This is a genomic window from Thermomonas alba (assembly GCF_022419205.1).
In the GTDB taxonomy this organism is placed as follows: Bacteria; Pseudomonadota; Gammaproteobacteria; order Xanthomonadales; family Xanthomonadaceae; genus Thermomonas; species Thermomonas alba.
Window position 1 is genome coordinate 200,753 of the sequence record NZ_JAJOZU010000002.1, and the last position, 25,300, is coordinate 226,052.

A 25,300-nucleotide genomic window follows, 5' to 3' on the forward strand; every position below is an offset into this window, starting at 1 on the left:
GGCCTCGGCGCGTTCACGCCAGATGAACCGACAGTGCAGCAGTTGGCCGCGCGGAAAACACCGGCAGCCGGCTTCAGGGCTTCACCGGCCGTTTCCAGCCCTCCACCGTCTGCTGGCGGGCGCGGGCGACGGTGAGTTTGCCAGGCGGCGCGTCCTTGGCGATCACCGAGCCGGCGCCGATGGTCGCCTCCGCGCCGATCGTCACTGGCGCCACCAGCGCGCTGTTGGAGCCGATGAACGCGCCATCACCGATCACGGTCTGATGCTTGCGCGCGCCGTCGTAGTTGCAGGTGATGGTGCCGGCCCCGATGTTCACCCCGGCACCAATCACGGCATCGCCCAGGTAACTCAGATGGTTCGCCTTGCTGCCGCTGCCGATACGCGCGTTCTTGGTCTCCACGAAGTTGCCGATGTGCGCGCCGGCGGCGAGCTCGGTTCCTGGCCGCAGTCGCGCAAACGGCCCAACCTGCGCGCCTGCGCCGATCTGGCTGCCCTCGATGTCGCAGTGCGCGCGCACCTCCACGCCGGATGCGATGCGGGCGTCGCGGATGCGGCAAAACGGGCCGATGCGCACGCCGTCGCCGAGTTCGACCTCGCCTTCCAGCACCACGTCCACGTCGAGCTCGACATCCTGGCCGACGCGCACCGTACCGCGGATGTCCACGCGCGCCGGGTCCGCGATTCGCACGCCCTGGCGGCATAGCGCCTGCACCTGCCGCCGCTGGAACGCGCGCTCCAGCTGCGCCAGCTGCCAGGGATCGTTGGCACCTTCGATCTCGAGCGGATCTTCGACGATCACCACCTCGGCCGCCGCAAACTCGCGCGCGGCGGCGGCGAACACGTCGGTCAGGTAGTACTCGCCCTGCGCATTGTGGTTGCGCAGACCGGCGAGCCAGTGGCGCAGGGCGTCGCCCTCGGCGGCGATCACCCCGGAGTTGACCAGGCGGATACGGCGCTGCTCCTCGTCGGCATCTTTGTGCTCCACGATCGCCGCGACATGCCCTTCGGCATCGCGCACGATGCGGCCGTAACCGGTGGGGTCGTGCAGCTCCGCGGCCAGGACTGCGAGCGAGCGCGGCGCCTGCAGCAACTTGCGCAGGGTCGCATCGGTGAGCAGCGGCACATCGCCATACAGCACCAGCACGCGCGCTCCGCCGGGAATCCCCGGCATCGCCTGCTGCACCGCATGCCCGGTTCCCAGCGGCGGCGCCTGCCGCACCCAGTGCAGATCCGGCTGCTCGGCGAAGGCGGCGCGCACCTGCTCTCCGCCATGCCCATAGACCACGTGAATCCCCGCGGGAGCCAGCGCGCGCGCCGTTGCGATCACGTGGGCCAGCATCGGGCGGCCCGCGATGCGCTGCAGCACCTTGGGAATCGCCGAGCGCATGCGCTTGCCTTCCCCGGCCGCCAGGATCACGACATGCAGCGGTGCACTCATGCGCAACTCCATTCGAGGGTGGTGAGCGATTCTACTGTCTCCGGCGCCAGGCACCGCTGCGGCGACAGCCGACCGTCGCCGCGTGCAGGCGGATGCCGACGGCGTGCCAGCCGCCGCTCGGGCCTGCCGGCCCTCAGCCCGCTGCGAACGCCGCCCTGCGCGGCCGCCTGGCCAAGCGCTCGGCCAGGCGCGCTTCCAACGCACGCTGATCCGCAGCGAACTTGCGGATGCCTTCCGCCAGCTTGTCGCTGGCCATCGCATCCTCGTTGTGCTGCCAGCGGAAGTCGGCTTCTGCCAGCGCCGCCGGAGGCGCGATGGTCGTGTCCGGGACGCACAGCGCCCGCGGCACCTCGCCACGCGCGGCGGCCAGCGACGCGAGCAGTTCGGGCGCGATGGTGAGCCGATCGCAACCGGCCAGCGCCAGCACCTGTCCGGTGTTGCGGAAGCTGGCGCCCATCACCACGGTGCCATAGCCGTGCCGCTTGTAGTGGTGCCAGATGCGGGCCACCGACTGCACGCCGGGGTCGTCCTGCGGCGCGGCCGGAGGCGCCATGCCGTGGGCGAGATGCCAGTCGAGGATACGGCCGACGAAGGGCGAGATCAGGAACACCCCGGCGTCGGCGCAGGCGCGCGCCTGCGCGAAGGAGAACAGCAGGGTGAGGTTGCAGGCGATGCCTTCGCGCTCCAGCCGCTCGGCGGCGCGAATGCCCTCCCAGGTCGCCGCGATCTTGATCAACAGACGCTCGCGCCCGATCCCGGCCTCGGCATACAGCTGCACCAGCCGCTGCGCCTTGGCGATGGTGGCCTCGGTATCGAAGCTGAGCCGCGCATCGACCTCGGTGGACACCCGCCCCGGAATCAGCGTCAGGATTTCGCTGCCGATCAGCACGGCCAGACGGTCGCAGGCGTCGCCGACCTGATCCTCGCCGCTGGCCGCCGCCACCGCCGCCTCGATGTGCGGCGCATAGGCCGGCAATGCGGCCGCTTTCAGCAGCAGTGAAGGGTTGGTGGTGGCGTCCATCGGCGCGTAGCGGGCGATGGCCTCGATGTCGCCGGTGTCGGCGACCACCACGGAATGCTGGCGAAGCTGGTCGAGCTGAGAGATCACGGCACCATCCGGTGTGCTGGTGAGGACGACCATTGTCGCCGATGCACGGCTTCAGTACAGATCGACCGGATCGACGTCCAGCGACCAACGCACCCGACGCGCCGCAGGCAGGGCGTGCAGCGCCGGGAGTAGCGCGCCCAGCGCGGCATGCAGCGCGCGCCGCTGGCGGGCCATCAGCAGCAGCTGCATGCGCGCCTGCCCGGCGCGGCGCGGCATCGGAGCCGGCAGCGGATCGGACACCTGCAGCTCTGCCACGCGCTCCCGCAGCAGGTCGCGCGCCGCCTGCAGGAACTGCTGCGGTGATTCGGCGTGGCGCGCCTGCGCGCGCAGCAAGGCCAGGTGCGTGAACGGCGGCAGGCCGGCAGCCTGTCGTTGCGCCAACTCGGTCTCCGCGAAGGCGTGGTAGCCGCCGCGCAGCAAGACCTGCAGCAGCGGATGCTCGGGATGATGGGTCTGCAGCAGCACCTCGCCCGGCCGCTCTGCGCGTCCGGCGCGGCCCGCCACCTGCACCAGCAGCTGCGCGAGCTTCTCGCCGCTGCGGAAATCCACCGAGAACAGCCCTTCGTCGATCCCGACCACCACGACCAGGGTGAGTCCGGGCAGATCATGCCCCTTGGCCAGCATCTGGGTGCCGACCAGAATGCCCGGCTGCGTCCCCAAGGCGTGCAGGTGCTTTTGCAGGGCATCGCGCCCGCTGGTACTGCCGCGGTCGATGCGCAGCACCGGGACGGCGGGGAATGCCTGCTTGAGGATTTCCTCGATCCGCTCGGTGCCGTTGCCCTGCGGCTGCAGCGCCAGGCTGGCGCAGTCCGGGCAGGCCGGCGGCGATGGCTTGCGATAGCCGCAGTGATGGCATTGCAGGCGCTTGCCGTGCGCGTGCACGGTCATCGGCGTCGGCCGCTCCTCGCTGCTGCAGCGCGGACAATGCGCGTTCCAGCCGCAATCGTGGCAGAGCAGCACCGGCGCATAGCCGCGGCGGTTCCTGAACACCAGCACCTGCCCGCCTGCGCCCACGGCCTCGGCGATCGCCTGCCGCGCCATCTCCGACAGCCCGGCCTGCAGCGGACGCTTGCGCACGTCCACCACCCGCACGCTGGGTGGCTGCGCCAGACCCGCGCGCCGCGGCAGGCGCAGCATGCCAAATCGCCCGCTGCGCGCGTTGTGCAGCGATTCCAGCGAAGGGGTCGCGCTGCCCAATACGATCGGCACGTCCAGCGCGCGCGCACGCACGATGGCGAAGTCACGCGCGTGGTAGCGGATGCCGTCGAACTGCTTGAAGCTGGTGTCGTGCTCCTCATCCACCACGATCAACCCGGCGCGCGGCAGCGGCGTGAACACCGCCGAGCGGGTGCCGAGGATCACCCGCGCCTGCCCGCGCAGCGCGGCCGTCCAGGTCGCGGCGCGTTCGCCATCGCCCAAGCCGGAATGCAGAACGTGCACCGGCACGCCGAGGCGAGCCTGGAATCGCCCCAGCAACTGCGGGGTCAGCCCGATCTCCGGCACCAGCACCAGGGCCTGGCGATCCCGCGCCAGGCAATCGGCGATGGCCTGCAGATAGACCTCGGTCTTGCCGCTACCGGTGACGCCATCCAGCAGGAACGGCGCAAACCCGGTTGCGGCGCGAATCGCCATGATCGCTGCCTGCTGCTCGGGGTTGGGCGAAAACTCCGCCGCCTGCGGCGCCGGCACTGGCGCCTCCGCCAGCACCACCCGCTCGGCCAGGGCGCGTGCGCACAGACGGCGCAGCGGAGCACGCCAGCCGGGCAGAGCCGCGTCCAGCCAGCGCTCATCGCGCGCCTCACGCAACATCTCCGCCAGCTGCCGCGGCTTACCCGCACGCAACCGCGGCAGCGCGGTGCGCCCCGCCTCGGTCAGGCTCCAGCCGTGGCGGGCGGTGTCCGGCAACGGCTCGCCGCGCCGCAGCGCCGCTGGCAGTGCGGTGGCCAGCACTTCGCCCATCGGCGCATGCAGGTAGCCGGCCAGCCAGCGCAGGGAATCCAACAGTTCGCCCTGCAGCAACGGGCCGGCATCCAGCACTTCCAGCGCCGCGCGCAGCTCGACCCCGGGCGCGGCCTCGGCGTGGCCCAATACCACCCCGCACAGCTCACGGTTGCCGAACGGCACCCGCACGCGTTGGCCGACCGCCACCGAAGCCGCGGCGACGCCTGTGGGCGGCAGGTAATCGAACAGGCGCGGCAGCGGCACCGGCAGCGCCACCTGCAGGGTTGGAGTAGCAGCGGGCATCACCGCAGTCTAGGCCATGCCGGTGGCGCTGGCGCGGGCCGCATCCATGGACGCCGGCACTGCCCAAGTTATCGCCCACAGCTCCACCTCGCCTCATTAAATCCCCGTAATCCATTGTTTAGAAACGGGTTTGATCTTTATCCACACGCACTGTGGATAAGTGTGTGCATACCGTCCGGATGCCGCGCCGCAGGGCGCAACCCAACAAGCCCTACTGGCTTCTGGACAAAAAATCGTCATCCCGAAAAAATCAAGATAAATCATGCGCTTGCGCGTGAAACAGGACGCGCCTGAACGCACGTTCAGGCGTGAAACCGGGGGCGTGACGGGATTTTTACGCCTGTGCACAACCGATTTACCCACACCCCGCGCCACGGCTTGCGGAGCCGGGCGCCGACCCTGTGTCAAGCTCTGCTGCCGGCGCGGGCGGGGGTATGATGGGCCGTGCCCGCACGTCTGCCATGACTACGCCCGCCCCGTCACCGACCCCTGCGGCGGTCACCGCATTCCTGCGCGGAGTGGATCGGCGCGCGCGTCTGCTGGCGCGGGTCCAGACCGGCGATGCGCAGGCCGCCCAGCGCGCACTGGCAGTGGCCCATCGGGTCTTCGCCAGCGACGCCAGCGACTGGCCGATGTCGCAATGGCCGCTGCAGTTCTGGCGGCTGCTGCTGTCGGTTCCTGCCATGGGCCGCCACATCGCGCACCCGGCCGCCGGCCCGCTGCCGGCGATCGCGCGGCTGCCGCCTCCCGCGCGCGCCGCAGTGCTGCTGCACCTGGTGGCCGGCCTGGACGAGTCCGATGCGGCCGCCGCGCTTGGCATCTCCATCCCTGCCTACCACGAGCGCATCCGCAACGCACTGCCGCGCGACGCGCTCGGGCAACCGGATCTGGACGTCTGGCGCGCGTGGAGCGCGGCGGTCAAACGCTCGCTGGAGGCCCTGCCGGACGTCGCACCTGCCGCTGCCGACACGGTTGCGAAACAACAGACGCCGCACACGTCTCTTTTTTCACGCCGTCTGCGCTGGCTATGGCTTGGGGTTCTGCTATGCGCGCTGGCGCTGGCCGCCACCTTCTTGCTGGAACCCGCGCTACGCGCCCACCTCCATGACTGGCAGACGCACGTGCGGGTCGAGGCGCTGCCGCCAGCGAATCCGCCGCGCGCCCGCTTCGACCCGATGGACCCAGCCCTGCAGCCCGATCGGGCGCTGCTGGAGGATCCAGCCACGCTGATGCAGGCGCAGCGCCTGCCGCTGCTGGCGTGGCTGGCGGCAGAGGCCGTGCTGCCGGTGTCGGCGCAGACGCCCACCGTCATCACCGCTATGCCCACCACGGATGCCGCGCTCGCAGCGCGCGCGCAGGCATGGGAACGGCTGTCGCCCATGGCGCGCGCCCAGGCGCGCGCGGCCTGGGCCGAGTGGCAGACGCTGCCCGCCGCGGAACGTGACCAGCTGCGTGAAACTGCGAACCGCTTCGATGCGCTGCCGGCGCTCCAGCAGCAGGCCCTGCGCGCTCGCTTCCTGCAGCAACCGTTCGAGGCCCAGCGCGGCTGGCACCTCGGCCCCCGCCTGGGCCGCGCGTGGCCACGCATCGCGCCGCTGTTCGCCTTCGTCGATCCGCGCGAGCGCAGCGCGCTGCTCCAGTTGCTGCACGCGGCAAGTGACGGCGAGCTGGATTTGCTGGCGCGGCTGGCGCAGACCACGCCGCCGCAGTCTCGCGCCGCGCTGCGGCGCGCTCTCCTGACGCAACCGCCGACACAGCGCGCGGCCTGGCTGCAGGGGCAGCTGCAGCCGCCCCTGACGCTCGCGACCGCGCGCGCGCCGGGATGCCACGCTCAGCCCGAGGTGCGCTCCAGAAACGCGCGCATCAGCGGCACCAGGTCCTCGTGCTTGTCTTCCAGCACGTAGTGGCCGGCATCCGCATCGGCATGCACCTCCGCGTTCGGCAGCGCCTGGCGAAAGCCGTCGAGGAAGTGACGGTCGAACACGAAATCACGCAGCCCCCAGGCGATGAAGGCAGGCCGGTCCGCATAGTCGGGCAGCGCCCGTGCCATGGCCCGCACCAGCGGCATCGCACGGTCGTCCTCGTGCAGCGGAATGTCTTGCATGAAGCGCAGGGTGGCAATCGCGTTGTCCCAGCCGTCATACACGCCGGCATAGGCCGCGCGCACGTCCTTGGGCAACCAACGGCGCGTGCCGAGCCAGGCCGCACCGCGCGCGAACAGGTTGAAGCGGCGGATCAGCCAGCCGCCAATCCGCGAATCTCGCCCCAGCGCCAGCCGCCGCGGGAAGCGCTTGGCCGCAGGCAGCGGAAACGCGCCGGTATTGGTGATGAGCAATCGCCGCACCCGCGCCGGATCTCGCAGCGCCCAGCCAAAGCCAATCGCCCCGCCCCAATCGTGCACCGCCAGCGTCAACGGGCCGGCGATGCCAAGGTGCTTCAGCAGCGCATCGAGATCGTCGATCCGCGACTGCAAGGTGTAGTCGTAGCGCGGCTGCGCGGACACGCCATCGTCCGGGCGGTCGGACAGCCCCATGCCGACGTGGTCGGGCACGATGCAGCGGTATCTGTCGCGCAGACCCAGCACCAGGTGGCGCCAGTAATAGCTCCACGAAGGATTGCCGTGCAGCATGACGATCACCTCGCCATCGCGCGGCCCCTCGTCGAGGTAAGACATCGCAATGCCGGGGCGAACTTCGAAGCGGCGGGGAGCAAACGGATAGTCGGGAAAGCGCATCCGTGCATTGTAGGCGCTGCACCGTGATGAGCTGCGCACAGCTGGCAGGCTCTTGGCCTGAACGGCTGAATCACAAGACAGTTGCTGAGTTGACCAGCTGTTCCCAAGATCCGGGCCGCATTTCCCCGGACCTGGGAAATGAGACAAGAAAAAGCCCCGCAGCCAGGGGTGGGCTGCGGGGCCGGGGAAGGCCGGTTGGGGAGGACCGGTTGCCTTCCGGTTGATCACACCAGGGGAGGGGTTGTGATCGACACGACAGGCGTTGCACCTGTCGCGTGCTATATGACCACTGCGCGGCTTGATGGTTCGTGAAGATTTCAGTTAAAAAACCGTTCGGTTCAGGAATGATTCATTGCATTCCGACGGCTCTTGCCAAACGCCAGCGCAAGATCACGTTTTTCATGTGTCTGAGCGCTCAGTGCGCTTCATCCCAGTTGGCGCCCACGCCGCTGTCCACCACCAGCGGCACCCGCAGCGCGGCGGCGCCGGCCATCAGCGTGGGGACCTGCGCCAACAGCGTGGGCACGAAGTCTTCGTCGGCCTCGAACACCAGTTCGTCGTGTACCTGCAGGATCATCAGCGCGCGTGGCGCACCGGCGGCGGTGCGCTGGCCGTCCAGCCACGCATCCACCCGCACCATCGCGCGCTTGATGATGTCGGCCGCGGTGCCCTGCATCGGCGCGTTGATCGCCGCACGCTCGGCGCCGGCGCGCTGCGCGGCGTTGCGCGAATGGATCGCCTCCAGCCCCAGGCGCCGGCCGAACACGGTCTCGACGTAGCCCTGCTCGCGCGCCTGCGCGCGGGTGCGCTCCATATAGTCGCGCACCCCAGGATAGCGGCTGAAGTAGAGCGCGATGTAGTCCTGCGCCTGGCCGCGGTCGATCCCGAGCTGACGCGCCAACCCGTGCGCGCCCATGCCGTAGATCAGCCCGAAGTTGATCGCCTTGGCCGCGCGTCGCTCTTCGGCGGTGACCGCCTCCAGCGGCTTGCCCAGCACTTCGGCGGCGGTGGCGCGGTGGATATCGACGCCCTGCGCGAACGCGCGTAGCAGCGCCGGGTCCTCGGAAAGATGCGCCATGATCCGCAGCTCGATCTGCGAGTAGTCGAACGCGACGATCCTGCGCCCGGGCGGCGCGACGAACGCGGCGCGGATGCGCCGGCCCTCCTCGGTGCGCACCGGGATGTTCTGCAGGTTGGGATCGGACGAGGACAGCCGCCCGGTGGCAGCGCCGGCCTGGTGGTAGCTGGTGTGCACGCGCCCGGTGTCGGGGTTGACCATCTCCGGCAGCTTGTCGGTGTAGGTGCTGCGCAGCTTGGCCAGTCGCCGGTAGTCCAGGATCACCCGCGGCAGCTCGTGCAGGTCGGCGATCGCTTCCAGCGCCTCCTCGTTGGTCGAAGGCGCGCCGCCCGGGGTCTTCACCCGCGCCGGCAGCTTCAGTTCGTCGAACAGCAGCGCGCCCAGCTGCCTGGGTGACTCCAGGTTGAAGCTGCGCCCGGCCAGCTCGGTGGCCTTCTGCTGCAGGGCCAGCATGCGCCGGGAGAGCTGCGCCGACTGCCGGCGCAGCTCGTCGGCATCCACCAACACGCCGTTGGCTTCCACCCGCGCCAGCACCGGCACCAGCGGCATCTCGATGTCGCGATAGACCGATTGCAGGCGCGGCGCGGCCGCCAGCTTCGGCGCCAGCACGCGGTGCAGGCGCAGGGTGATGTCGGCGTCCTCGGCGGCATAGCGGGTGGCGACGTCGATCGTCACCTGCGAGAACGGGATCTGCTTGGCGCCTTTGCCGGCTACGTCCTCGTACTTGAGGGTGTCGTAGCCGAGGTGGCGCCTGGCCAGCGAATCCATGTCGTGGCGGGCGATGCCGGCATCCAGCACGAAGCTCTCCAGCATCGTATCGTCGGCATAGCCGCGCACGTCCACGCCGTGGCGGCGCAGCACGTGCAGGTCGTATTTGCCGTGCTGGCCGAGCTTCTTCCTGGCCGGGTCTTCCAGCAGCGGGCGCAGCGCCTCGAGCACGGCCGCGCGATCCAGCTGCGCCGGCGCATTCGGGTACGCGTGGCCGAGCGGGATGTAGCAGGCCTGGCCCGGCTCCACGCTGAAGCTGAGGCCGACCAGGTTGGCGCGCAGCGGATCGAGGCTGTCGGTCTCGCTGTCGAACGCAAACTCCTCCGCCGCGCGCAGGCGCGCGATCCAGTCGTCGAGCTGCGCTCGGGTCAGCACGGCCGCATACGCGCCGGGCGCGGCCAGCGCGGGATCGGCCTGCGACGCCGTGGTCGCGTGGGCAGCGGCCGCGGCGGGAGCGCCGGCGTCCAGCTCCTTCAGCGCCTGGTTGAAGCCGTAGCGGGTATAAAGCGCGCGCAGCGCGTCCACGTCGCGCGGACGCAGGGCGAGGTCGGCCGGCGCCACGTCCAGCGCCACGTCGGTCTTGATCGTGAGCAGCTCGCGGTTGAGCGGCAGGCGCGGCAGCGCGGCACGCAGGTTGTCGCCGATCTTGCCCGTGATGGCGCCCGCGTTTTCGATCACACCCGCCAGCGAGCCGTATTCGCCCAGCCACTTGGCCGCCGTCTTCGGCCCGCATTTCTCCACGCCCGGCACGTTGTCGATGCTGTCGCCCATCAGCGCCAGGTAATCGACGATCTGCTCCGGACGCACGCCGAACTTGGCGAGCACGGCCTCCTGCGAATCCAGCCGGCTGCCGCTCATGGTGTTCACCAGCGCGATGCCGGGCCGCACCAGCTGCGCAAAATCCTTGTCGCCGGTGGAGATGGTCACCTGCATGCCCTGCTGCGCCGCGCGCACGGCCAGGGTGCCGATCACGTCGTCGGCCTCCACGCCCGGCACGCGCAGGATCGGGATGCCCAGGGCCTGCACGATATCGAGCATCGGCGCGATCTGCGCGCGCAGGTCGTCCGGCATCGGCGGGCGGTTGGCCTTGTAGTCGGGGTACAGCGCGTCGCGGAAGGTCGGCCCCGGCGCATCTACCACGAAGGCGATGTGCTCGGGCTGCTCCTTCAGGTGGGCGCGCAGCATGTTGACCACCCCGAACAGTGCGCCGGTCGGCTCCCCGGCCGCGTTCGACAGCGGCGGCAGCGCGTGGAAGGCGCGGTACAGGTAGGAAGAACCGTCGATCAGGACCAGGCGTGTCATCCCGCGATTCTACGCAGCGCCGCCCGCCGGTGCCGGTGGAGGGATAATGACCGCCCCCACCCGCCACGCGAGTCCCGCCATGCCGCACGCCCCGCAGCTCCGCATTCCCGCCACCTACATGCGCGGTGGCACCTCGAAAGGCGTGTTCTTCCGGCTGCAGGACCTGCCGGTCGAAGCGCAGGTGCCGGGGCCGGCGCGGGATGCGCTGCTGATGCGGGTGATCGGCTCGCCCGACCCCTACGGCAAGCACACCGACGGCATGGGCGGCGCGACCTCGTCCACCTCCAAGTGCGTGATCATCTCCGCCAGCAGCCGACCCGACCACGACGTGGACTACCTGTACGGCCAGGTCAGCATCGACAGCGCGTTCGTGGACTGGTCCGGCAACTGCGGAAACCTGTCCACCGCGGTCGGCCCGTTCGCGGTCGCGGGTGGCTTCCTCCCGGCCGAACGCATCCCGCAGGACGGCACCGTCACCGTGCGCGTGTGGCAGGCCAACATCGGCAAGACCATCCTGGTGCACGTGCCCATCAGCGGCGGCCAGGTGCAGGAAACCGGCGACTTCGAACTGGACGGGGTGGCCTTCCCGGCGGCGGAAATCGTGCTGGAGTTCCTCGACCCGTCCGACGACGCAGGTGACGGCGGCGCGATGTTCCCCACCGGCAACCTGGTCGATACCCTCGACGTGCCCGGCGTCGGCCCCCTGCGGGCGACGCTGATCAATGCCGGCATCCCGACCGTATTCGTCAACGCCGCCGACCTCGGCTACGACGGTACCGAGCTGCAGCCGGCGATCAACGACGACAAGGCCGCGCTGGCCAAGCTGGAGGCGATCCGCATCGCCGGCGCGCTGCGCATGGGCCTGATCCGGTCCCCGGAAGAGGCTGCCACCCGCCAGCACACGCCCAAGGTGGCGTTCGTCGCGCCGCCGAAGGCCTACACGGCCTCCAGCGGCAAGCAGGTCGCGGTCGACGCGATCGACCTCAACGTGCGCGCGCTGTCGATGGGCAAGCTGCACCACGCGATGATGGGCACCGCCTCGGTGGCGATCGCCACCGCCGCCGCGGTGCCCGGCACGCTGGTGAACCTGGCCGCCGGCGGCGGCACCCGCGACGCGGTGCGCTTCGGGCATCCTTCCGGCACGCTGCGGGTGGGCGCCACGGTCGAGCAGCGCGACGGCCGCTGGACGGTGACGCGCGCGGTGATGAGCCGCAGCGCGCGGGTGCTGATGGAAGGCCACGTGCGGGTGCCGCGCACGTTCTGAGGCATGCCCCGCGCGGCCGCTGCCGGCGGCCGGCTCAGCCCTCGGGCGCGAACCCGGCCTTGCGCAGTTCGTGGCGGGCCTGATCGAACCCTTGCACCGGGACGAAGTCGCCGCTGCGGTCGGTGAGCTCGGCCCAGCGCGCCAGGATCTGCTCGGCGCTGGCGTCCTCGCCCAGATGAATGCCCTGGGTCAGCGCGACGTAGGCCAGCTCGAAGCTGCCGGCGCCGGCGCTGAGGATGGCACGGTTGGGCGCGTTCTCCGCCACCAGCGCCAGCAGCGCCGGGCTGACCAGTTCCGGCTTGAACCAGGCCAGCTGCTCCGGCGGCAGGATGCCCTCCAGCATCCGCGTGGCGGCCAGCGGGGCCAGGCAGTTGACCCGGATATCGTGCTTGGCGCCCTCGATCCCGAGGGTCTGCATCAACCCCACCAGCGCCATCTTGGCGGCCGCGTAGTTGGCCTGGCCGAAATTGCCGTACAGCCCGCTGCAGGAGGTGGTCATCACGATGCGCCCGTAGTTGCGCGCGCGCATGCCGTCCCAGACCGCCTTGGTGCAGTGCACTGCGCCCATCAGATGCACCTCGATCACCTGCCGGAACTCCTCCAGCGTCATCTTGGCGAAGCTGCGGTCGCGCAGGATGCCGGCGTTGTTGACCAGGATGTCCACCCTGCCCCAGTCCTGCTCGATGGTCCGCACCATCTCCTGCACCGCCGCGGCATCGTCCACCGCGCAGCGCATCGCGCGCGCCATGCCGCCGGCGGCACGGATCTCGGCAGCCACCAGGTCGGCATCCTCGCCCAGATCGTTCACCACCACGCTGGCGCCGCGGCTGGCCAGCAGCAGCGCGTGCGCGCGGCCCAGCCCGCCGCCGGCACCGGTGATGATCGCCACCCGGCCACTCAGATCGATCATGCCCGCACTCCCTGTTCGTCCATGGCCAGCAGTGTATCCAGCGTCGCCACCACTGACGGCAACCCCTCCAGCGCCGCCAGCCGGCGCAGGCGCGGATGCTCCGCGGCGACCTCGTGCGCGGCCTCGTGGCGCCAGGTGGTGTGATAGGGCACGTGCACGCCCCAGCCGCCCAGCGCCAGCACCGGCGCGATGTCCGAGCGCAGCGAATTGCCCACCATCAAGAAGCGCGCAGCCGGCACGCCGAATTCCTCCAGCAGCCGCGCATAGGTCGGCTCGTCCTTCTCGCTGACGATCTCGATCCGCCGGAACAGGTCGGACAGCCCGGACTGGCGCACCTTCGCCTCCTGGTGGAACAGATCGCCCTTGGTGATCAGCACCACCGGATGGGTGGCCGCCACCGCCTCCACCGCCGCGCGCACCCCCGGCAGCAGCTCCACCGGATGCCGCAGCAGCGCCTTGGCGATCGCCACGATGCGGTGGATGTCGGCGGCGCTGATGCGGCCCTCGGTGATCTCCACCGCCGCCTCCACCATCGACAGCGCCATCCCCTTCACGCCATAGCCGAAGAAGGCGATGTTGCGCGCCTCGTATTCGTACAGGCGCTGGCCGACGTCCTGCAGATCCACGTAGGCGGCGATGATGCGCTCGAACTCGGCCTGGGCCGCATCGAAATGATCCTGGCTGCGCCAGAGGGTGTCGTCGGCATCGAAGCCGACCAGCGCGAGGCCGCGCGCAGACGAAGGCGGGAAATCCATCGCCGCATTCTAAACAGGTGGCCACTGCGGCATGATGCGCCGTTGCTTCCTGCTGCCGTGCCACCACCGCCATGACCGACTGGACCCGCCTGCTGCGCGACATCCCCGACTTCCCCAAGGCCGGGATCCGGTTCAAGGACGTGATGCCGGTGCTGGCCGAGCCACGCGCCTTCGCCGCGGCGATCGCCGCGCTGGCCGCGCCGTGGCGCATTGCGCGGATCGATGCGGTACTGGCGATCGAGGCGCGCGGCTTCCTGCTCGGTGCCCCACTGGCGCATGCGCTCGGCGCCGGGCTGGTGCCGCTGCGCAAGCCCGGCAAGCTGCCCGGCGCCGTGCGCGAGGTGCGCTACGCGCTGGAATACGGCGAGGATGCCCTGCAGGTGCAGGCCGGTGCGCTGGCGCCGGGCGCACGGGTGTTGCTGGTGGACGACGTGCTGGCGACCGGCGGCACCCTGGCCGCGGCCTGCGCGCTGGCGCAGCAGCTGCAGGCCGAGATCGCCGGCGCCGGCGTGCTGCTGGAGCTGGCCGCGCTGGGTGGCCGCGCGCGTTGGCCGGTCGCCGCCCCGCTGCACGCCGCGCTGGTGGTGTGAGGCGAACTTTACCCCGCGCGTTCAGGCCTTCTTGACGAACTCCGACTTCAGGCCCATCGCGCCGATCCCGTCGATCTTGCAATCGATGTCGTGATCACCGTCCACCAGGCGGATGTTGCGCACCTTGGTGCCCACCTTCACCACCAGCGACGCCCCCTTCACCTTCAGGTCCTTGATGACGGTGACGGTATCGCCGTCCTGCAACACATTGCCGACGGCGTCCTTCACCACACGCACCACTTCGTCCTCGGCCGTCGGTTCGCCCACGCGCCACTCGTGGCCGCATTCTGGGCAGACAAGCTGTCCACCGTCTTCATAGGTGTACTCGGAAGCGCACTGGGGACAGGGTGGAAGCGACATCGGAATACCTGGAATGACACAACGGTCTGTTCATCATACCAAGCGCTTTCGATCAGGCTGCCGTGCGCCACAGTCGTCACTTCCGCCCCAATCAAGCATAATGCAGCGCGAGCGTTGCATAGCAGCGCTCACATTTGATTTCCGAGTTTCACTGTCAGCGTTCACGCCGCCAGTTCCGGCGGTGCGTTTTTTATCGCTCAGGGAGGGCATCATCATGCATTCTTGGTTCAAAGCCATCGCAGCTGCCGCGCTTCTGCTGTTTTCGTCTGCATCCTTCGCTGGAGAGACCGTTTCGGTTCCCGAAGGCACCGAGCTGCGACTGCGGCTGATGGACAAACTAGTGTCCGGGGTGGCCACCGAAGGGGAGCGTTTCAACCTCGAACTCGACACGCCGTTGATCATCGACGGCCACGTGGTGGCCGAGCCCGGCGCGAAAGCGGTTGGCACCGTCATCACCTCGAAGAAGAAGGGCTTCATGGGTAAGGGCGGCGAGCTCAACGTGATGGTCGATTACCTGCTGGTGAAGGGGCAGCGGATTAAGCTGCGTGCCGCGAAATCTGGCCATGGCGAAGACAAAGTCGGCGCCACTGTGGCTCTGACTGTGCTGTTCGGGCCTCTCGGGCTGCTCAAGCGCGGCCACAATATCGAGTTGAACCCGGGACTAATCATCCCTGCCTTCGTGGATCAGACGACCCAGATCACCCTATAAGTCCACTGCGCGCCGAGGGCGGAGCAAGTCCGGAACATCCGGCTTCCTCCGCCCTTTTCGCTGTTGTGCACTTCAGGCCAATGCTCACCTCCCGCGCACACCCATTCGACGTACCGGGCGCGCCTGAACGCTTTTCAGCAGCGGCGCAAAGGCGTCCGATTCTTCAGAACGACATGCCTACCACCGGAGTTTCGAGCCTCACCTCCGGACAGCGATCGGGATAGGACTCAAACAGGGCATCCACCTCCGGTGGCTGGTGCAGGAGATCCGGATTCCGTGTCGAGCCGAAAGTGAAGGGCACCTTCGCGCGGCAGGCGATAGGCACCCCCCTGAAGGCGTGCGGCACGACCGATTGGTGCAACGCCTTGCGCGATGCCTTGTCCAACCGCTCGCTGGTGGAATCCTGCGTGGTCGGATACATCCGCTGGATCTCCCGCGGAACACCGTCCTCTCCGAACAGGACGGCGTACACCAGAACCGCGTTGACGCCTGCCTTCGCCAGATCCGGCGGAAATCGTGGCGGCACCCACCGCGGGGCAGCCGCGCGGTCTGCGTCCGCACCGGCCGGCGCCGGGCTGGTGACCCCCACGATCCGCAGCGCGGTTGCCCCCTCGGAATGAGGCGTTGCTTCGACCTTGATCTGCTGGGCAATCCTCACTGGCACGGCATGCCCTTGCCAGCGTAGCGGCGTATAGCGCCAGGTGGCGACGCCTCGCTTCACCCGCGCCTGCATCGAGGCGGGCAGCGCCGGATCGGGCTGAACGTCGGCCACGCTGCCGTCTGCCTGCACGGTCGCCTCGACATCGATCTGCAGCAGGATCGAACGTCCCTCGTCTTGGGCGATGGCCTGTGGCACGCAGGCGATCGCCAGCATGCCGATCAGCGCCGCTGCTGCCCTGGATCTCATCGCTGCGCCGGATCCTCCGAAACCCTTCCACATCGCCCGGAAGTCAAAAGCGCGAGACACGCAACCCCAGCCGTCACCGCGCGATGGCGGAACGGAACGCGCTTCGTCGCTCACCCGCACTTGCTATACCCACAATTCAAGCAAGTCGCGCACCCGTCCATCAGCACGAGCGCCTTGGTGCTGCACTTGTGGCACATGGTGGCGCTGGGCGGGAAGCTGGCACCGTCACCAGTCACGGCGATGTCTTCCTGGTGGCTGCCGGAGCTGCTGTCGCCCAGGGCGCTGGCATCAGCGTTTTTTTTTGAGCGCGCCTCGAACTGCTTGCGCTTTTCGGCGATCAGCGCGCGCTGGTGCTCGCTCATCTCCGGGTCGTGCAGCAGGCCGATCGACTTCAGATGGTCTTCGACGATACAGCCAAGCTCGGCCACCAGCGACGGCATGTACACGCCGCCCGCCTTGAAGTAGCCGCCGCGTGGGTCGAACACCGCCTTCATTTCCTCGACCAGGAAGGTAACGTCGCCACCTTTGCGGAATACGGCGGACATGATGCGGGTGAGCGCCACGATCCACTGGAAATGCTCCATCGACTTGGAGTTGATGAAGATCTCGAACGGGCGGCGATGCTCATGCTCGGTGCCGGCGTTGAGCACGATGTCGTTGATGGTCACGTACATGGCGTGCTCCACCAGCGGCGATTTGATCTTGTAGGTGCTGCCGATCAGGACATCCGGGCGCTCGATGCGCTCGTGCATCTGGATCACGTTGTCCTCGGGCGCGGCCACCGGGGCAGCGGGCGCTGCAGCCTGGGCGCTCTCCTTCGCTTTGTCGTCCGGGGTGACGACGGCGTAGCCCTTGATTTTCTTATCGATCCTGACAGTCATGGTCCTGACTCTGGCTGGGTACTTGATCCGGATTACGCGCCCGCCCGGCCGCACCGGGCGGGCGCAAACTCAACGCCACTCACTTGCGGGCGGCTTTCTTGACGGCTTTCTTGACCGTTTTTTTCACGGCCGGCTTCTTGGCGACGGCTTTCTTGGCCGCGACCTTCTTCACGGCCTTCTTGGCTGCTTTCTTGGCAACCGCTTTTTTGACGGCGGCCTTCTTCACCACTTTCTTGGCCGCTTTCTTCGCTGCCGGCTTCTTGGCCACGGCCTTCTTTGCCGCCTTCTTGGCGACCGCCTTCTTGGTGGTGACCTTCTTCTTCAGCGCGGCCACCTCTTTCTTGGCGTCCTTGCTGGCCGCTTCGAGCTTCTTCTTGGCGACTGCAACGGTTTTCTTGACCGCCTTCTTCGCCTTGGCCACTTCGCGCTTGACTTTCTTTTCGGCCGTCTGCGCGGCCTTCTTCACCTTCGCCACGGTGGCGCTGGCCGTGGTGGCCACCGCATCGCCGACTTCCGCAACCTTCTCTTTCGCAGTTTCAACGGCTTCCGACAGGGTTGCCGTCACTCCATCTCCATTGCTCATAGGCCCTCCTCAAGGGCGTGGTTGGTGGATACCGCAGCGCGATCCTATACCCGAAAAGGGCACGCGTGCAGCACGCGCTCTCGGCTTCTGCACGCGCTTTCCTCCGGGCTCAGAACTTGCCGTAGTACCCCTCCTTGAGCGCGTCGAACAGGTTGGCGGCGGTGTGGATCTCGCCGTCGTATTCGATCTGCTCATTGCCCTTCACCTCGACCACGCTGCCGTCTTCCAGCTCGAAGCGGTAGATGGTGTTCTCGAGGTCGGCCTCTTTCACCAGCACGCCCTGGAACGCGGCCGGGTTGAAGCGGAAGGTGGTGCAGCCCTTCAACCCCTGCTGGTAGGCATAGCGGTAAATGTCCTTGAAGTCCTCATACGGATAGTCCGTGGGGACGTTCGCGGTCTTGGAGATGGAGGAGTCCACCCACTTCTGCGCCGCGGCCTGCACGTCCACGTGCTCCTTCGGGGTGATGTCGTCGGCCGCGATGAAGTAGTCCGGCAGCCGGGCGGCCGGGTCCTCGGCATAAGGCATCGCCTTCGGATTGACCAGCGCGCGGTAGGCCAAGAGCTCGAAGGAGAACACGTCCACCTTCTCCTTGGTTTTCTTGCCCTCGCGGATCACGTTGCGGCTGTAGTGATGGGCGAAGCTGGGCTCGATCCCGTTGGAGGCATTGTTGGCCAGGCTCAGCGAGATGGTGCCGGTGGGCGCGATGGAGCTGTGGTGGGTGAACCGCGCGCCAACCTCGGCCAGCTCGTCCACCAGTTCCGGCGCGACCTCGGCGATCTTCTGCATGTAGCGGCTGTAGCGCGCGTGCAGAACCTTGCCCTGGATCTTTTGGCCGACTTTCCAGCCATCGCGCGCCATCTCCGGACGCTTGCGCAGCATCTCGGCGGTGACGGTGAACACCTCCTCCATGATCGGGGCCGGGCCTTTCTCGCGGGCCAGCGCCAGCCCGGTTTCCCACCCCGCAATGGCCATTTCGCGGGCGACGCGCTCGGTGAACTCGCAGGATTCCGGGCTGCCGTACTTCATCTTGAGCATGGTCATGGCGCTGCCCAGGCCGAGGAAGCCCATGCCATGACGGCGCTTGCGCAGGATCTCGTCGCGCTGCTGCTGCAATGGCAGGCCGTTGATCTCCACCACGTTGTCGAGCATGCGGGTGAAGACGCGCACCACTTCCTTGTATTCCTCCCAGTCGAACTCGGCGCGGTCGGTGAAGGGGTGCTTGACGAACTTGGTCAGGTTGACCGAGCCCAGCAGACAGGCGCCATACGGCGGCAGCGGCTGCTCGCCGCAGGGGTTGGTGGCGCGGATGTTCTCGCACCACCAGTTGTTGTTCATTTCGTTGACGCGGTCGATCAGGATGAAGCCCGGCTCGGCGTAGTCGTACGTCGAGACCATGATCATGTCCCACAGGTGGCGGGCGCGGATGTGGCCATAGATCTTGCAGGCCACCAGGCCATCCTCGCGCACGATGTAGTTGCGGTGGGTGGGCCACTCGCGCCAGACCACTTGTTTGGGGTCGTTCAGATCGATGTCGTCCTGTTCCTTGATGTTCACCGGGAACACCAGCGGCCAGTCGGCATCACGCTCCACTGCCTGCATGAAGTCGTCGGTGATCAACAGCGACAGATTGAACTGGCGCAGCCGGCCATCCTCGCGCTTGGCGCGGATGAAATCCTTCACGTCCGGGTGTGACACGTCGAAGGTGCCCATCTGCGCGCCGCGGCGACCGCCGGCAGAGGACACGGTGAAGCACATCTTGTCGTAGATGTCCATGAACGACATCGGGCCGGAGGTGTAGGCGCCGGCGCCAGCCACGAACGCGCCGCGCGGGCGCAGGGTGGAAAACTCATAGCCGATGCCGCAGCCGGCCTTCAGGGTCAGGCCGGCCTCGTGGACTTTCTGCAGGATGCCGTCCATCGAGTCCTCGATGGTGCCGGAGACGGTGCAGTTGATGGTCGAGGTGGCGGGCTTGTGCTCCTGGGCGCCGGCATTGCTGGTGATGCGGCCGGCCGGAATGGCGCCACGGCGCAGCGCCCACAGGAAGCGCTCCTGCCAGTATTGCTGCAGCTCGACGGTGGGCTCGGCCTCGGCCAGCGCCTTGGCGACGCGCTGATAGGTGCCGTCGATGTCGGCATCCAGCGGCACCCCCTGCTTGGTCTTCAGGCGGTACTTCTTGTCCCAGATGTCCAGCGATGCGGGCTGCATCGGGATTTCCAAAGGTGCCTTCGTCGCCACTGCTTCCAGCCTCGCCGTGCTCATGTGTCTCGACTCTCCTGTGTCTAAATGGACCCGCGCCAGCGGGTTCGCAACTCATGCCATGCCCCGCGCGCACCGGGGGCGGTGATGCCGGCCGCGTGCGGCGCGCGCAGCCTCATGCCTCACTTGGTGGTGGCGTCGCCACCGGCCTTTGCTTCGTCACGCGCCGCTCCCCCGCAGACGTCGTTGCCCTCGGCCTGGCACCCCATGCCACTAGCCTTGGGATTTCCCGCAAAACCGACCACAAGATGTTGTGGCCAACCTTCAAGACCATAGCCACGCCTCCGGCCCAAGTCAACGCGAAAATTGCACGTCCCCGGCTTGCAATCCGGCGCCTCCGGCTGACCTCTACGAGCGATGCGGGTTTCACGCAATCCGGGGCATCGACGGCGTGGAACTGAATGCGCGGCAGGCCGGGGCTGCCGGCTGCTGCAGCGCAAAACGCGCTGCCGCGGCACCGCCCGCCTGCCCGCTTCAGCCGCGATTGCGGGCAACCTGACAAGACTCGGCAATACTTGTCGCCCGGCCAGAGACGCCCCAGGTTTAGCCGCATGAAAACTGCCACCAGAACCCTGCTCGCGCTGACCGCTGCTGCTGCGTTCGGCGGATTTGCCGCCACCAGCCTGAATCTGATGATGGATCGCCCGGCGCAGGCCGCCACCACGACACCCGCCGCCACGCCCATGACCAGCGGCACGCTGCCGCCCGCCACGGCGAGCACACCGATGCCCTCGTTGGCGCCGATGCTCAAGCGGGTATTGCCGGCCGTGGTCAGCGTGAACACCCGGCAGGTGGTACGGGTGAACACTCCGTTCGGCGACGACCCCATCTTTCGCCGCCTGTTCGGGATCCCGGCCGAACGCATCGCGCAGTCGCTGGGCTCGGGCGTGATCGTGGACGCCGCCCGCGGGCTGGTGCTGACCAACAACCACGTGATCGAGGACGCCGACGAAGTGCAGGTGACGCTGGCCGACGGGCGCACGCTGAATGCGCAGTTCGTCGGCAGCGATCCGGATACCGACATCGCGCTGATGCGGATCCCGGCGCAACACCTCACCGCGCTTCCGCTGGCCGACAGCGACCGCCTGCAGGTCGGCGACTTCGTGGTGGCGATCGGCAACCCCTTCGGCGTGGGGCAGACGGTGACCTCGGGCATCGTCTCGGCCGTCGGCCGCAACAACCTGCCCGGCGCCGGCTATCAAAACTTCATCCAGACCGATGCCAGCATCAATCCCGGCAACTCCGGCGGCGCGCTGGTCAACCTCAACGGCGAGCTGGTCGGAATCAACACCGCCAGCTTCAATCCACGCGGCTCGATGGCCGGCAACATCGGCTTGGGCTTTGCCATTCCGTCCAACCTCGCGCGGCGCATCATGGAGCAGCTGCTCACCAGCGGGGTCGTGCGCCGCGGCACGCTCGGGGTGGAGGCCCAGGACGTGGATGCCCGCATCGCCCAGGCGCTGGGGCTGCCGGCCGCGCGCGGCGCCATCATCACCCGCATCTACCCCGGCTCCGCCGGCGGTGCCGCGGGATTGCGCGTGGGCGACGTGATCGTCGCGGCCAACGGGCAGCCGATCGACAGCGCCGAGGCGCTGCGCAACTTCCAGGGGTTGCAGGCGCCTGCCACCAGCGTGACGCTGGAGGTGCGCCGTGACGGCCGCACGCTGCAGATCCGCAGCCAGCTGCAGGAGGCCCTCAAACAGCTGGACGGCGCCACGATCGACCCGCGCCTGGCCGGTGCCCGCTTTGCCGATCTCCCAGAGTCGCTGCGTCGCCAGGGCCTCAATGGCGTGCTGGTGGAAGCGGTGCAACGCGGCAGCCGCGCGGCCATGAACGGGCTGCAGCCGGGCGACGTGGTGCTGGCCACCAATGACGGCGATTTCAGCGACCTGACCGGGTTCCGCGCACTGCTGAGCCGGCCGACGTCTCCGCTCGTGCTGCGGGTGCTGCGCGGCAACGTCAACGGCCAACTGCTGATGCGCTGACGCGGCCGCGAGCGCATTCCGCGAGCCTATCCGTGGGATACTCCCACCCAAGCCTTTTCCGTCAAGCGGAGGACATGCGCCATGAACGAGCACACCGAAGCGGTCAAGAGCAATCTGGGCGAGGCCGGAGCGCACCTGAAGCAGGCGGCCAGCGTCGCCGGCGGGGCGGTCAAGAGTGCCGCCAGCGCCGCCGGTGACGAGCTGCGCCTGGGCAAGGCGCAGGTGAAGGCGGAACTGGCCGACGGCGCAGCGGCGGGCCTGGGCGCGGCCGAGCACCTGGGCGGCGCCGCCAGCGAGCAGATCAATGTCCTGATGGACAAGGGCCGCGACCTGTTGGACAGCGCGGCGGAACTGATTCGCGAGCGTCCGCTGGTGGCCTTCGGAGTGGCCTTCGCGGCCGGCTTCCTCCTGTCCAAGCTGGCCCGCAGCGACCGATAAGCCGCGCATGGCCGCAGGCGCACCGCGCGAACCCGCAGGCGAGGCAGCCGATGCAGCACCGGCCGATGCGGCGGCGGATGTCGCCGCCAGCCTGCATCGGCTGCACGTCAACGCCCGCGCCGTGCTGGGCTCCGCGCGCGACCACGTGAAGGGCCTGCGCCTGCTGCTGGCGGCCGACCTCGCGCTGGCGCGCGCGGCACTGATCCGCACGCTGGTCGCCGTCGCGCTGGCGGTGATCTTCGGCGGCTCGACCTGGCTGCTGCTGATGGCGGCGCTGATCGCCGCGCTCCGCGCGCTGGGGCTGTCGTGGCTGGCGGCCCTGCTGGCATGCGCGCTGCTCAGCCTGATCGCCACCGCTGCTTGCGCCCTCGCCGCGACGCATTACCTCGCGCACAGCCGCCTGCGCGCCACCCGCCGCCAGCTGGCACGCCTGGGCCTGGAGACGCTCGAGGAGCTCGACACGCTGCTGCAACGCGCGGCATCGGACACAACAGACGAGGCCGCGCCCGCCACCGCCGCCGGCGATCATCCGCACGAGACCGGAGGCACGCCGTCGCCATGAGCCTCGACCCCGGTTTCGATGCTCTGCTGCAGCGCGTGCAGCACGCCGAACACACGCTGAGCGTGAATGCGCAGCACACCCGCCAGCACTGGCAACAGCTGCGGCAATCCTGGCGCGCGGCATGGACCCCGGGGCGGATCGTGATCGTCGGCCTGGCCCTCGGGTTCGTCGCCGGACGGACGCAGCCGCAGCGCCTGACGGCAGGCGCAAGCGCGCTGCTCGGCGCCCTGCGCCTGTTCGCGCCGCTGCTGCAGACACTGCGCGCAGCCGCCGCGCCGCCATCCGAACCACCCGCACCCTGATCCGCCGCCAAGCCCCGCAGCGGCCTACAATGCACGCGTGAATCCGTCCATCCGCGCCCTGACCCTCGACCTCGACGACACCCTGTGGCCATTCGCCCCGATCGGGGAGCGCATCGAAAACGCGCTGCACGCCTGGTTCCTCGAGCACAGCCCGCGCACCGCCGAGCGCTTTCCGATCGAGGAGATGCGCGCGCTGCGCGCGCGGGTGTTCGCGGAGTTTCCCGAGCATGCGCATGACCTCGGGTTGCTGCGCCGGCTGACGATCGAGCGCGCCCTGCGCGAGAGCGGCGACGACCCCGCGCTGGCCAGCGCGGCATACGCCATCTTCTTCCGCGAGCGCAACCGGGTGGACTTCTACCCGGACGCGCTGGAAGGGCTGCGCCGGATCGCCGCGCGGTGGCCGATCGCCGCGCTGACCAACGGCAATGCGGACCTGGCGGTGATCGGCATCGCCGGGCTGTTCCGCTTCCAGCTCGGCGCGCGCGAGTACGGCGCGCCCAAACCGGACGCCGGCCTGTTCCAGGAGGCCTGCCGCCGACTCGGGTTCGCCCCGGAGGAGGTCATGCACGTGGGCGACCATCCGCAGATGGACATCGCCGGCGCCACCCATGCCGGGCTGCGCACCTGCTGGATCGACCGCGGCGACCACAGCTGGCCTGCGGATCTGCCGCCCGCCGATCTGCGCGTCACCACCCTCACCGCGCTGGCCGACTGGCTGGAGGCCGGCGCCCATCTCGAGCCCCGCCCATGAATCTGCCCGACGGCTACACCACCGACCTGACCGCTGCGCTGCCGCTGCACGCGGTGAACAAGGCCGCATTTCCGGCCTGGCTGCAGACCCAGTCCGCGCCAGTGCAGGCGTGGCTGGCAGCGCAACGCTTCGACGGCGCGCCCGGTCGCGCCTGCAGCTGGCCCGACGCCGACGGTCGCGTGGCCGGTGCGGTGCTGGGAGTGGAGGATGTGCGCGATCCGTTCGCCTGGGCGCACGCGCCGCGCGCGCTGCCCGCCGCCGACTGGCGCCTGCAGAGCCCCCTGGACGCGGACGCCCACGCCGCGCTCCAGCTCGGCTGGGGCCTGGGCCGCTACCGCTTCGCCCGCTACAAGACGCAGTCGGTCCCGACCGCGCGCCTGGCCGCGGACACCTTCGACGCCGAAACCTTCGACCTGCTCGCCGCCTGTGTGCGCGTGCGCGATCTGGTCAACACGCCCACCGAGCATATGGGCCCCGACGAGCTGGAAGCAGCCGCGCGCGAACTCGCGCAGGCGCACGGCGCGACGGTCGCGGTGGTCGCCGGCGACGAGTTGCTCGCGCAGAACTACCCGGCCATTCACGCGGTCGGCCGCGCCTCGCACCGCGCGCCGCGCATCATCGAACTCGCCTGGGGCGATGCGGCGCACCCGCACGTGGCGATCTGCGGCAAAGGCGTGTGCTTCGACACCGGCGGGCTGAATCTGAAAGGTGGCGCCGGCATGCGCCACATGAAGAAGGACATGGGCGGCGCCGCGCACGCGCTGGCGCTGGCCGGGCTGGTGATGGCGCGCAAGCTGCCGCTGCGCCTCACCCTACTGGTGGCCGCGGTGGAGAATGCCGTCGGCCCGAACGCGCTGCGCCCCGGCGAAGTCATCGCCACCCGCAAGGGCGTGAGCGTGGAGATCGACAACACCGACGCCGAAGGCCGGCTGATCCTCGCCGACGCCCTGGCCCGCGCCTGCGAACTCACGCCCGACCTGCTGCTGGATTTCGCCACCCTCACCGGCGCCGCGCGCATCGCGCTGGGCCCGGACCTGCCCGCGCTGTATGCCAACGACGAGGCGCTGGCGCAGGACTGGCTGGCCGCCGGCCAGCAGGTGCGCGATCCGCTGTGGCGGATGCCGCTGTGGCGGCCATACCTACGCTACCTCACCAGCGGCATCGCCGATCTTGCCAACAGCAGCAACACCACGATGGCCGGCAGCGTCACCGCCGCCCTGTTCCTGGAGCGCTTCGTCGAGGCAAGCGTGCGCTGGGGCCATGTGGACGTGTACGCCTGGAATGACAGCGATCGCCCGGGCAAGCCGGCCGGCGGCGAGGCGCAGGGCCTGCGCGCCGCCTACGCGCTGCTGAAGGCGCGCGCGGCGGGTTGAG

22 protein-coding genes are annotated in these 25,300 nt (G+C 69.1%); 10 read left to right on the forward strand and 12 right to left on the reverse strand.

Going from position 1 to position 25,300, the window contains the following annotated elements:
* Positions 1–73 precede the first annotated feature (73 nt).
* The 3 genes from glmU to ML342_RS03450 all read right to left on the reverse strand — a co-directional run bounded on the left by glmU (position 74) and on the right by ML342_RS03450 (position 4,790).
* The gene (glmU, locus tag ML342_RS03440; protein ID WP_240125530.1) at positions 74–1,438 is read right to left on the reverse strand and encodes a bifunctional UDP-N-acetylglucosamine diphosphorylase/glucosamine-1-phosphate N-acetyltransferase GlmU; all 1,365 of its coding nucleotides are present in this window, start codon (positions 1,436–1,438) and stop codon (positions 74–76) included.
* A gap of 133 nt (positions 1,439–1,571) precedes the next feature.
* Positions 1,572–2,579, reverse strand: coding sequence for a transaldolase (tal, locus tag ML342_RS03445; RefSeq protein ID WP_275672371.1), 1,008 nt, complete (start codon positions 2,577–2,579; stop codon positions 1,572–1,574).
* Positions 2,580–2,597: 18 nt separating this feature from the next.
* Positions 2,598–4,790, reverse strand: coding sequence for a primosomal protein N' (locus tag ML342_RS03450; protein ID WP_240125532.1), 2,193 nt, complete (start codon positions 4,788–4,790; stop codon positions 2,598–2,600).
* A gap of 461 nt (positions 4,791–5,251) precedes the next feature.
* Between ML342_RS03450 and ML342_RS03455 the strand changes: the two genes are divergently transcribed.
* Positions 5,252–6,694: a sigma-70 region 4 domain-containing protein gene (locus ML342_RS03455; protein WP_240125533.1), complete on the forward strand. Its 1,443-nt coding sequence runs from the start codon at positions 5,252–5,254 to the stop codon at positions 6,692–6,694.
* Here the strand turns inward: ML342_RS03455 and ML342_RS03460 are convergent.
* Positions 6,622–7,524 (reverse strand): alpha/beta fold hydrolase, encoded by a 903-nt coding sequence (locus tag ML342_RS03460; protein WP_240125534.1) that lies wholly within the window; start codon positions 7,522–7,524, stop codon positions 6,622–6,624. The two genes, ML342_RS03455 and ML342_RS03460, sit on opposite strands and share 73 nt — an antisense overlap.
* 415 nt (positions 7,525–7,939) lie before the next feature.
* Entirely contained in the window at positions 7,940–10,672 is a 2,733-nt protein-coding gene (gene polA / locus ML342_RS03465) for a DNA polymerase I (RefSeq protein WP_240125535.1), read from the reverse strand.
* 79 nt (positions 10,673–10,751) lie between these two features.
* Here polA and prpF point away from each other — a divergent pair, with 79 nt between their 5' ends.
* The gene (gene prpF, locus ML342_RS03470) at positions 10,752–11,936 is read left to right on the forward strand and encodes a 2-methylaconitate cis-trans isomerase PrpF (protein ID WP_240125809.1); all 1,185 of its coding nucleotides are present in this window, start codon (positions 10,752–10,754) and stop codon (positions 11,934–11,936) included.
* A 34-nt stretch (positions 11,937–11,970) separates the two neighbouring features.
* On the opposite strand, the gene ML342_RS03475 is transcribed toward prpF, so the two are convergent.
* Positions 11,971–12,846 (reverse strand): SDR family NAD(P)-dependent oxidoreductase, encoded by an 876-nt coding sequence (locus ML342_RS03475; RefSeq protein ID WP_240125536.1) that lies wholly within the window; start codon positions 12,844–12,846, stop codon positions 11,971–11,973.
* A complete protein-coding gene (locus ML342_RS03480; RefSeq protein WP_240125537.1) occupies positions 12,843–13,601 on the reverse strand; it encodes an HAD family hydrolase in 759 nt (252 codons plus the stop codon). The genes ML342_RS03475 and ML342_RS03480 overlap by 4 nt, the downstream gene beginning before the upstream one ends.
* Before the next feature lie 71 nt (positions 13,602–13,672).
* Between ML342_RS03480 and ML342_RS03485 the strand changes: the two genes are divergently transcribed.
* Positions 13,673–14,191 carry an adenine phosphoribosyltransferase gene (locus ML342_RS03485; RefSeq protein ID WP_240125538.1) on the forward strand — a complete coding sequence of 173 codons (519 nt, stop codon included), beginning with the start codon at positions 13,673–13,675 and terminating at the stop codon, positions 14,189–14,191.
* Positions 14,192–14,212: 21 nt separating this feature from the next.
* On the opposite strand, the gene ML342_RS03490 is transcribed toward ML342_RS03485, so the two are convergent.
* Positions 14,213–14,551: a zinc ribbon domain-containing protein YjdM gene (locus tag ML342_RS03490; RefSeq protein WP_240125539.1), complete on the reverse strand. Its 339-nt coding sequence runs from the start codon at positions 14,549–14,551 to the stop codon at positions 14,213–14,215.
* A 100-nt stretch (positions 14,552–14,651) separates the two neighbouring features.
* Between ML342_RS03490 and ML342_RS03495 the strand changes: the two genes are divergently transcribed.
* The gene (locus ML342_RS03495) at positions 14,652–15,260 is read left to right on the forward strand and encodes a hypothetical protein (protein WP_240125540.1); all 609 of its coding nucleotides are present in this window, start codon (positions 14,652–14,654) and stop codon (positions 15,258–15,260) included.
* 163 nt (positions 15,261–15,423) lie between these two features.
* On the opposite strand, the gene ML342_RS03500 is transcribed toward ML342_RS03495, so the two are convergent.
* The 4 genes from ML342_RS03500 to ML342_RS03515 form a co-directional block, all read right to left on the reverse strand.
* A complete protein-coding gene (locus ML342_RS03500) occupies positions 15,424–16,281 on the reverse strand; it encodes an energy transducer TonB (RefSeq protein ID WP_240125541.1) in 858 nt (285 codons plus the stop codon).
* Positions 16,278–17,048: a TSCPD domain-containing protein gene (locus ML342_RS03505; protein WP_240125542.1), complete on the reverse strand. Its 771-nt coding sequence runs from the start codon at positions 17,046–17,048 to the stop codon at positions 16,278–16,280. The genes ML342_RS03500 and ML342_RS03505 overlap by 4 nt, the downstream gene beginning before the upstream one ends.
* Positions 17,049–17,127: 79 nt before the next feature.
* On the reverse strand, positions 17,128–17,631 hold the full coding sequence (locus tag ML342_RS03510) for a hypothetical protein (RefSeq protein ID WP_240125543.1): 504 nt from the start codon (positions 17,629–17,631) through the stop codon (positions 17,128–17,130).
* A 109-nt stretch (positions 17,632–17,740) separates the two neighbouring features.
* A complete protein-coding gene (locus ML342_RS03515) occupies positions 17,741–19,891 on the reverse strand; it encodes an adenosylcobalamin-dependent ribonucleoside-diphosphate reductase (protein WP_240125544.1) in 2,151 nt (716 codons plus the stop codon).
* A 548-nt stretch (positions 19,892–20,439) separates the two neighbouring features.
* Between ML342_RS03515 and ML342_RS03520 the strand changes: the two genes are divergently transcribed.
* The 6 genes from ML342_RS03520 to ML342_RS03545 all read left to right on the forward strand — a co-directional run bounded on the left by ML342_RS03520 (position 20,440) and on the right by ML342_RS03545 (position 25,299).
* The gene (locus ML342_RS03520) at positions 20,440–21,873 is read left to right on the forward strand and encodes a Do family serine endopeptidase (protein WP_240125545.1); all 1,434 of its coding nucleotides are present in this window, start codon (positions 20,440–20,442) and stop codon (positions 21,871–21,873) included.
* An 81-nt stretch (positions 21,874–21,954) separates the two neighbouring features.
* Positions 21,955–22,311, forward strand: coding sequence for a hypothetical protein (locus tag ML342_RS03525; protein WP_240125546.1), 357 nt, complete (start codon positions 21,955–21,957; stop codon positions 22,309–22,311).
* 7 nt (positions 22,312–22,318) lie between these two features.
* The gene (locus tag ML342_RS03530) at positions 22,319–22,873 is read left to right on the forward strand and encodes a phage holin family protein (RefSeq protein ID WP_240125547.1); all 555 of its coding nucleotides are present in this window, start codon (positions 22,319–22,321) and stop codon (positions 22,871–22,873) included.
* Positions 22,870–23,175, forward strand: a complete 306-nt coding sequence (locus ML342_RS03535; RefSeq protein ID WP_240125548.1) for a hypothetical protein — start codon at positions 22,870–22,872, stop codon at positions 23,173–23,175. The genes ML342_RS03530 and ML342_RS03535 overlap by 4 nt, the downstream gene beginning before the upstream one ends.
* A gap of 37 nt (positions 23,176–23,212) precedes the next feature.
* Positions 23,213–23,926, forward strand: a complete 714-nt coding sequence (locus ML342_RS03540) for an HAD family hydrolase (RefSeq protein WP_240125549.1) — start codon at positions 23,213–23,215, stop codon at positions 23,924–23,926.
* Positions 23,923–25,299, forward strand: coding sequence for a leucyl aminopeptidase family protein (locus ML342_RS03545; protein WP_240125550.1), 1,377 nt, complete (start codon positions 23,923–23,925; stop codon positions 25,297–25,299). The genes ML342_RS03540 and ML342_RS03545 overlap by 4 nt, the downstream gene beginning before the upstream one ends.
* The last annotated feature ends 1 nt before the right edge of the window (position 25,300 follow it).

Coding starts and splice junctions, on each gene's coding strand:
- ML342_RS03485 (WP_240125538.1), top strand. CDS start 13,673: ATGACCGACTGGACCCGCCTGCTGCGCGACATCCCCGACTTCCCCAAG.
- ML342_RS03530 (WP_240125547.1), top strand. CDS start 22,319: ATGGCCGCAGGCGCACCGCGCGAACCCGCAGGCGAGGCAGCCGATGCA.
- ML342_RS03460 (WP_240125534.1), bottom strand. CDS start 7,524: ATGCGCTTTCCCGACTATCCGTTTGCTCCCCGCCGCTTCGAAGTTCGC.
- ML342_RS03505 (WP_240125542.1), bottom strand. CDS start 17,048: ATGACTGTCAGGATCGATAAGAAAATCAAGGGCTACGCCGTCGTCACC.
- ML342_RS03520 (WP_240125545.1), top strand. CDS start 20,440: ATGAAAACTGCCACCAGAACCCTGCTCGCGCTGACCGCTGCTGCTGCG.
- ML342_RS03535 (WP_240125548.1), top strand. CDS start 22,870: ATGAGCCTCGACCCCGGTTTCGATGCTCTGCTGCAGCGCGTGCAGCAC.
- ML342_RS03455 (WP_240125533.1), top strand. CDS start 5,252: ATGACTACGCCCGCCCCGTCACCGACCCCTGCGGCGGTCACCGCATTC.
- polA (WP_240125535.1), bottom strand. CDS start 10,672: ATGACACGCCTGGTCCTGATCGACGGTTCTTCCTACCTGTACCGCGCC.
- ML342_RS03480 (WP_240125537.1), bottom strand. CDS start 13,601: ATGGATTTCCCGCCTTCGTCTGCGCGCGGCCTCGCGCTGGTCGGCTTC.
- ML342_RS03495 (WP_240125540.1), top strand. CDS start 14,652: ATGCAGCGCGAGCGTTGCATAGCAGCGCTCACATTTGATTTCCGAGTT.
- ML342_RS03525 (WP_240125546.1), top strand. CDS start 21,955: ATGAACGAGCACACCGAAGCGGTCAAGAGCAATCTGGGCGAGGCCGGA.
- ML342_RS03490 (WP_240125539.1), bottom strand. CDS start 14,551: ATGTCGCTTCCACCCTGTCCCCAGTGCGCTTCCGAGTACACCTATGAA.
- prpF (WP_240125809.1), top strand. CDS start 10,752: ATGCCGCACGCCCCGCAGCTCCGCATTCCCGCCACCTACATGCGCGGT.
- ML342_RS03475 (WP_240125536.1), bottom strand. CDS start 12,846: ATGATCGATCTGAGTGGCCGGGTGGCGATCATCACCGGTGCCGGCGGC.
- ML342_RS03515 (WP_240125544.1), bottom strand. CDS start 19,891: ATGAGCACGGCGAGGCTGGAAGCAGTGGCGACGAAGGCACCTTTGGAA.
- ML342_RS03450 (WP_240125532.1), bottom strand. CDS start 4,790: ATGCCCGCTGCTACTCCAACCCTGCAGGTGGCGCTGCCGGTGCCGCTG.
- ML342_RS03510 (WP_240125543.1), bottom strand. CDS start 17,631: ATGAGCAATGGAGATGGAGTGACGGCAACCCTGTCGGAAGCCGTTGAA.
- tal (WP_275672371.1), bottom strand. CDS start 2,579: ATGGTCGTCCTCACCAGCACACCGGATGGTGCCGTGATCTCTCAGCTC.
- ML342_RS03545 (WP_240125550.1), top strand. CDS start 23,923: ATGAATCTGCCCGACGGCTACACCACCGACCTGACCGCTGCGCTGCCG.
- glmU (WP_240125530.1), bottom strand. CDS start 1,438: ATGAGTGCACCGCTGCATGTCGTGATCCTGGCGGCCGGGGAAGGCAAG.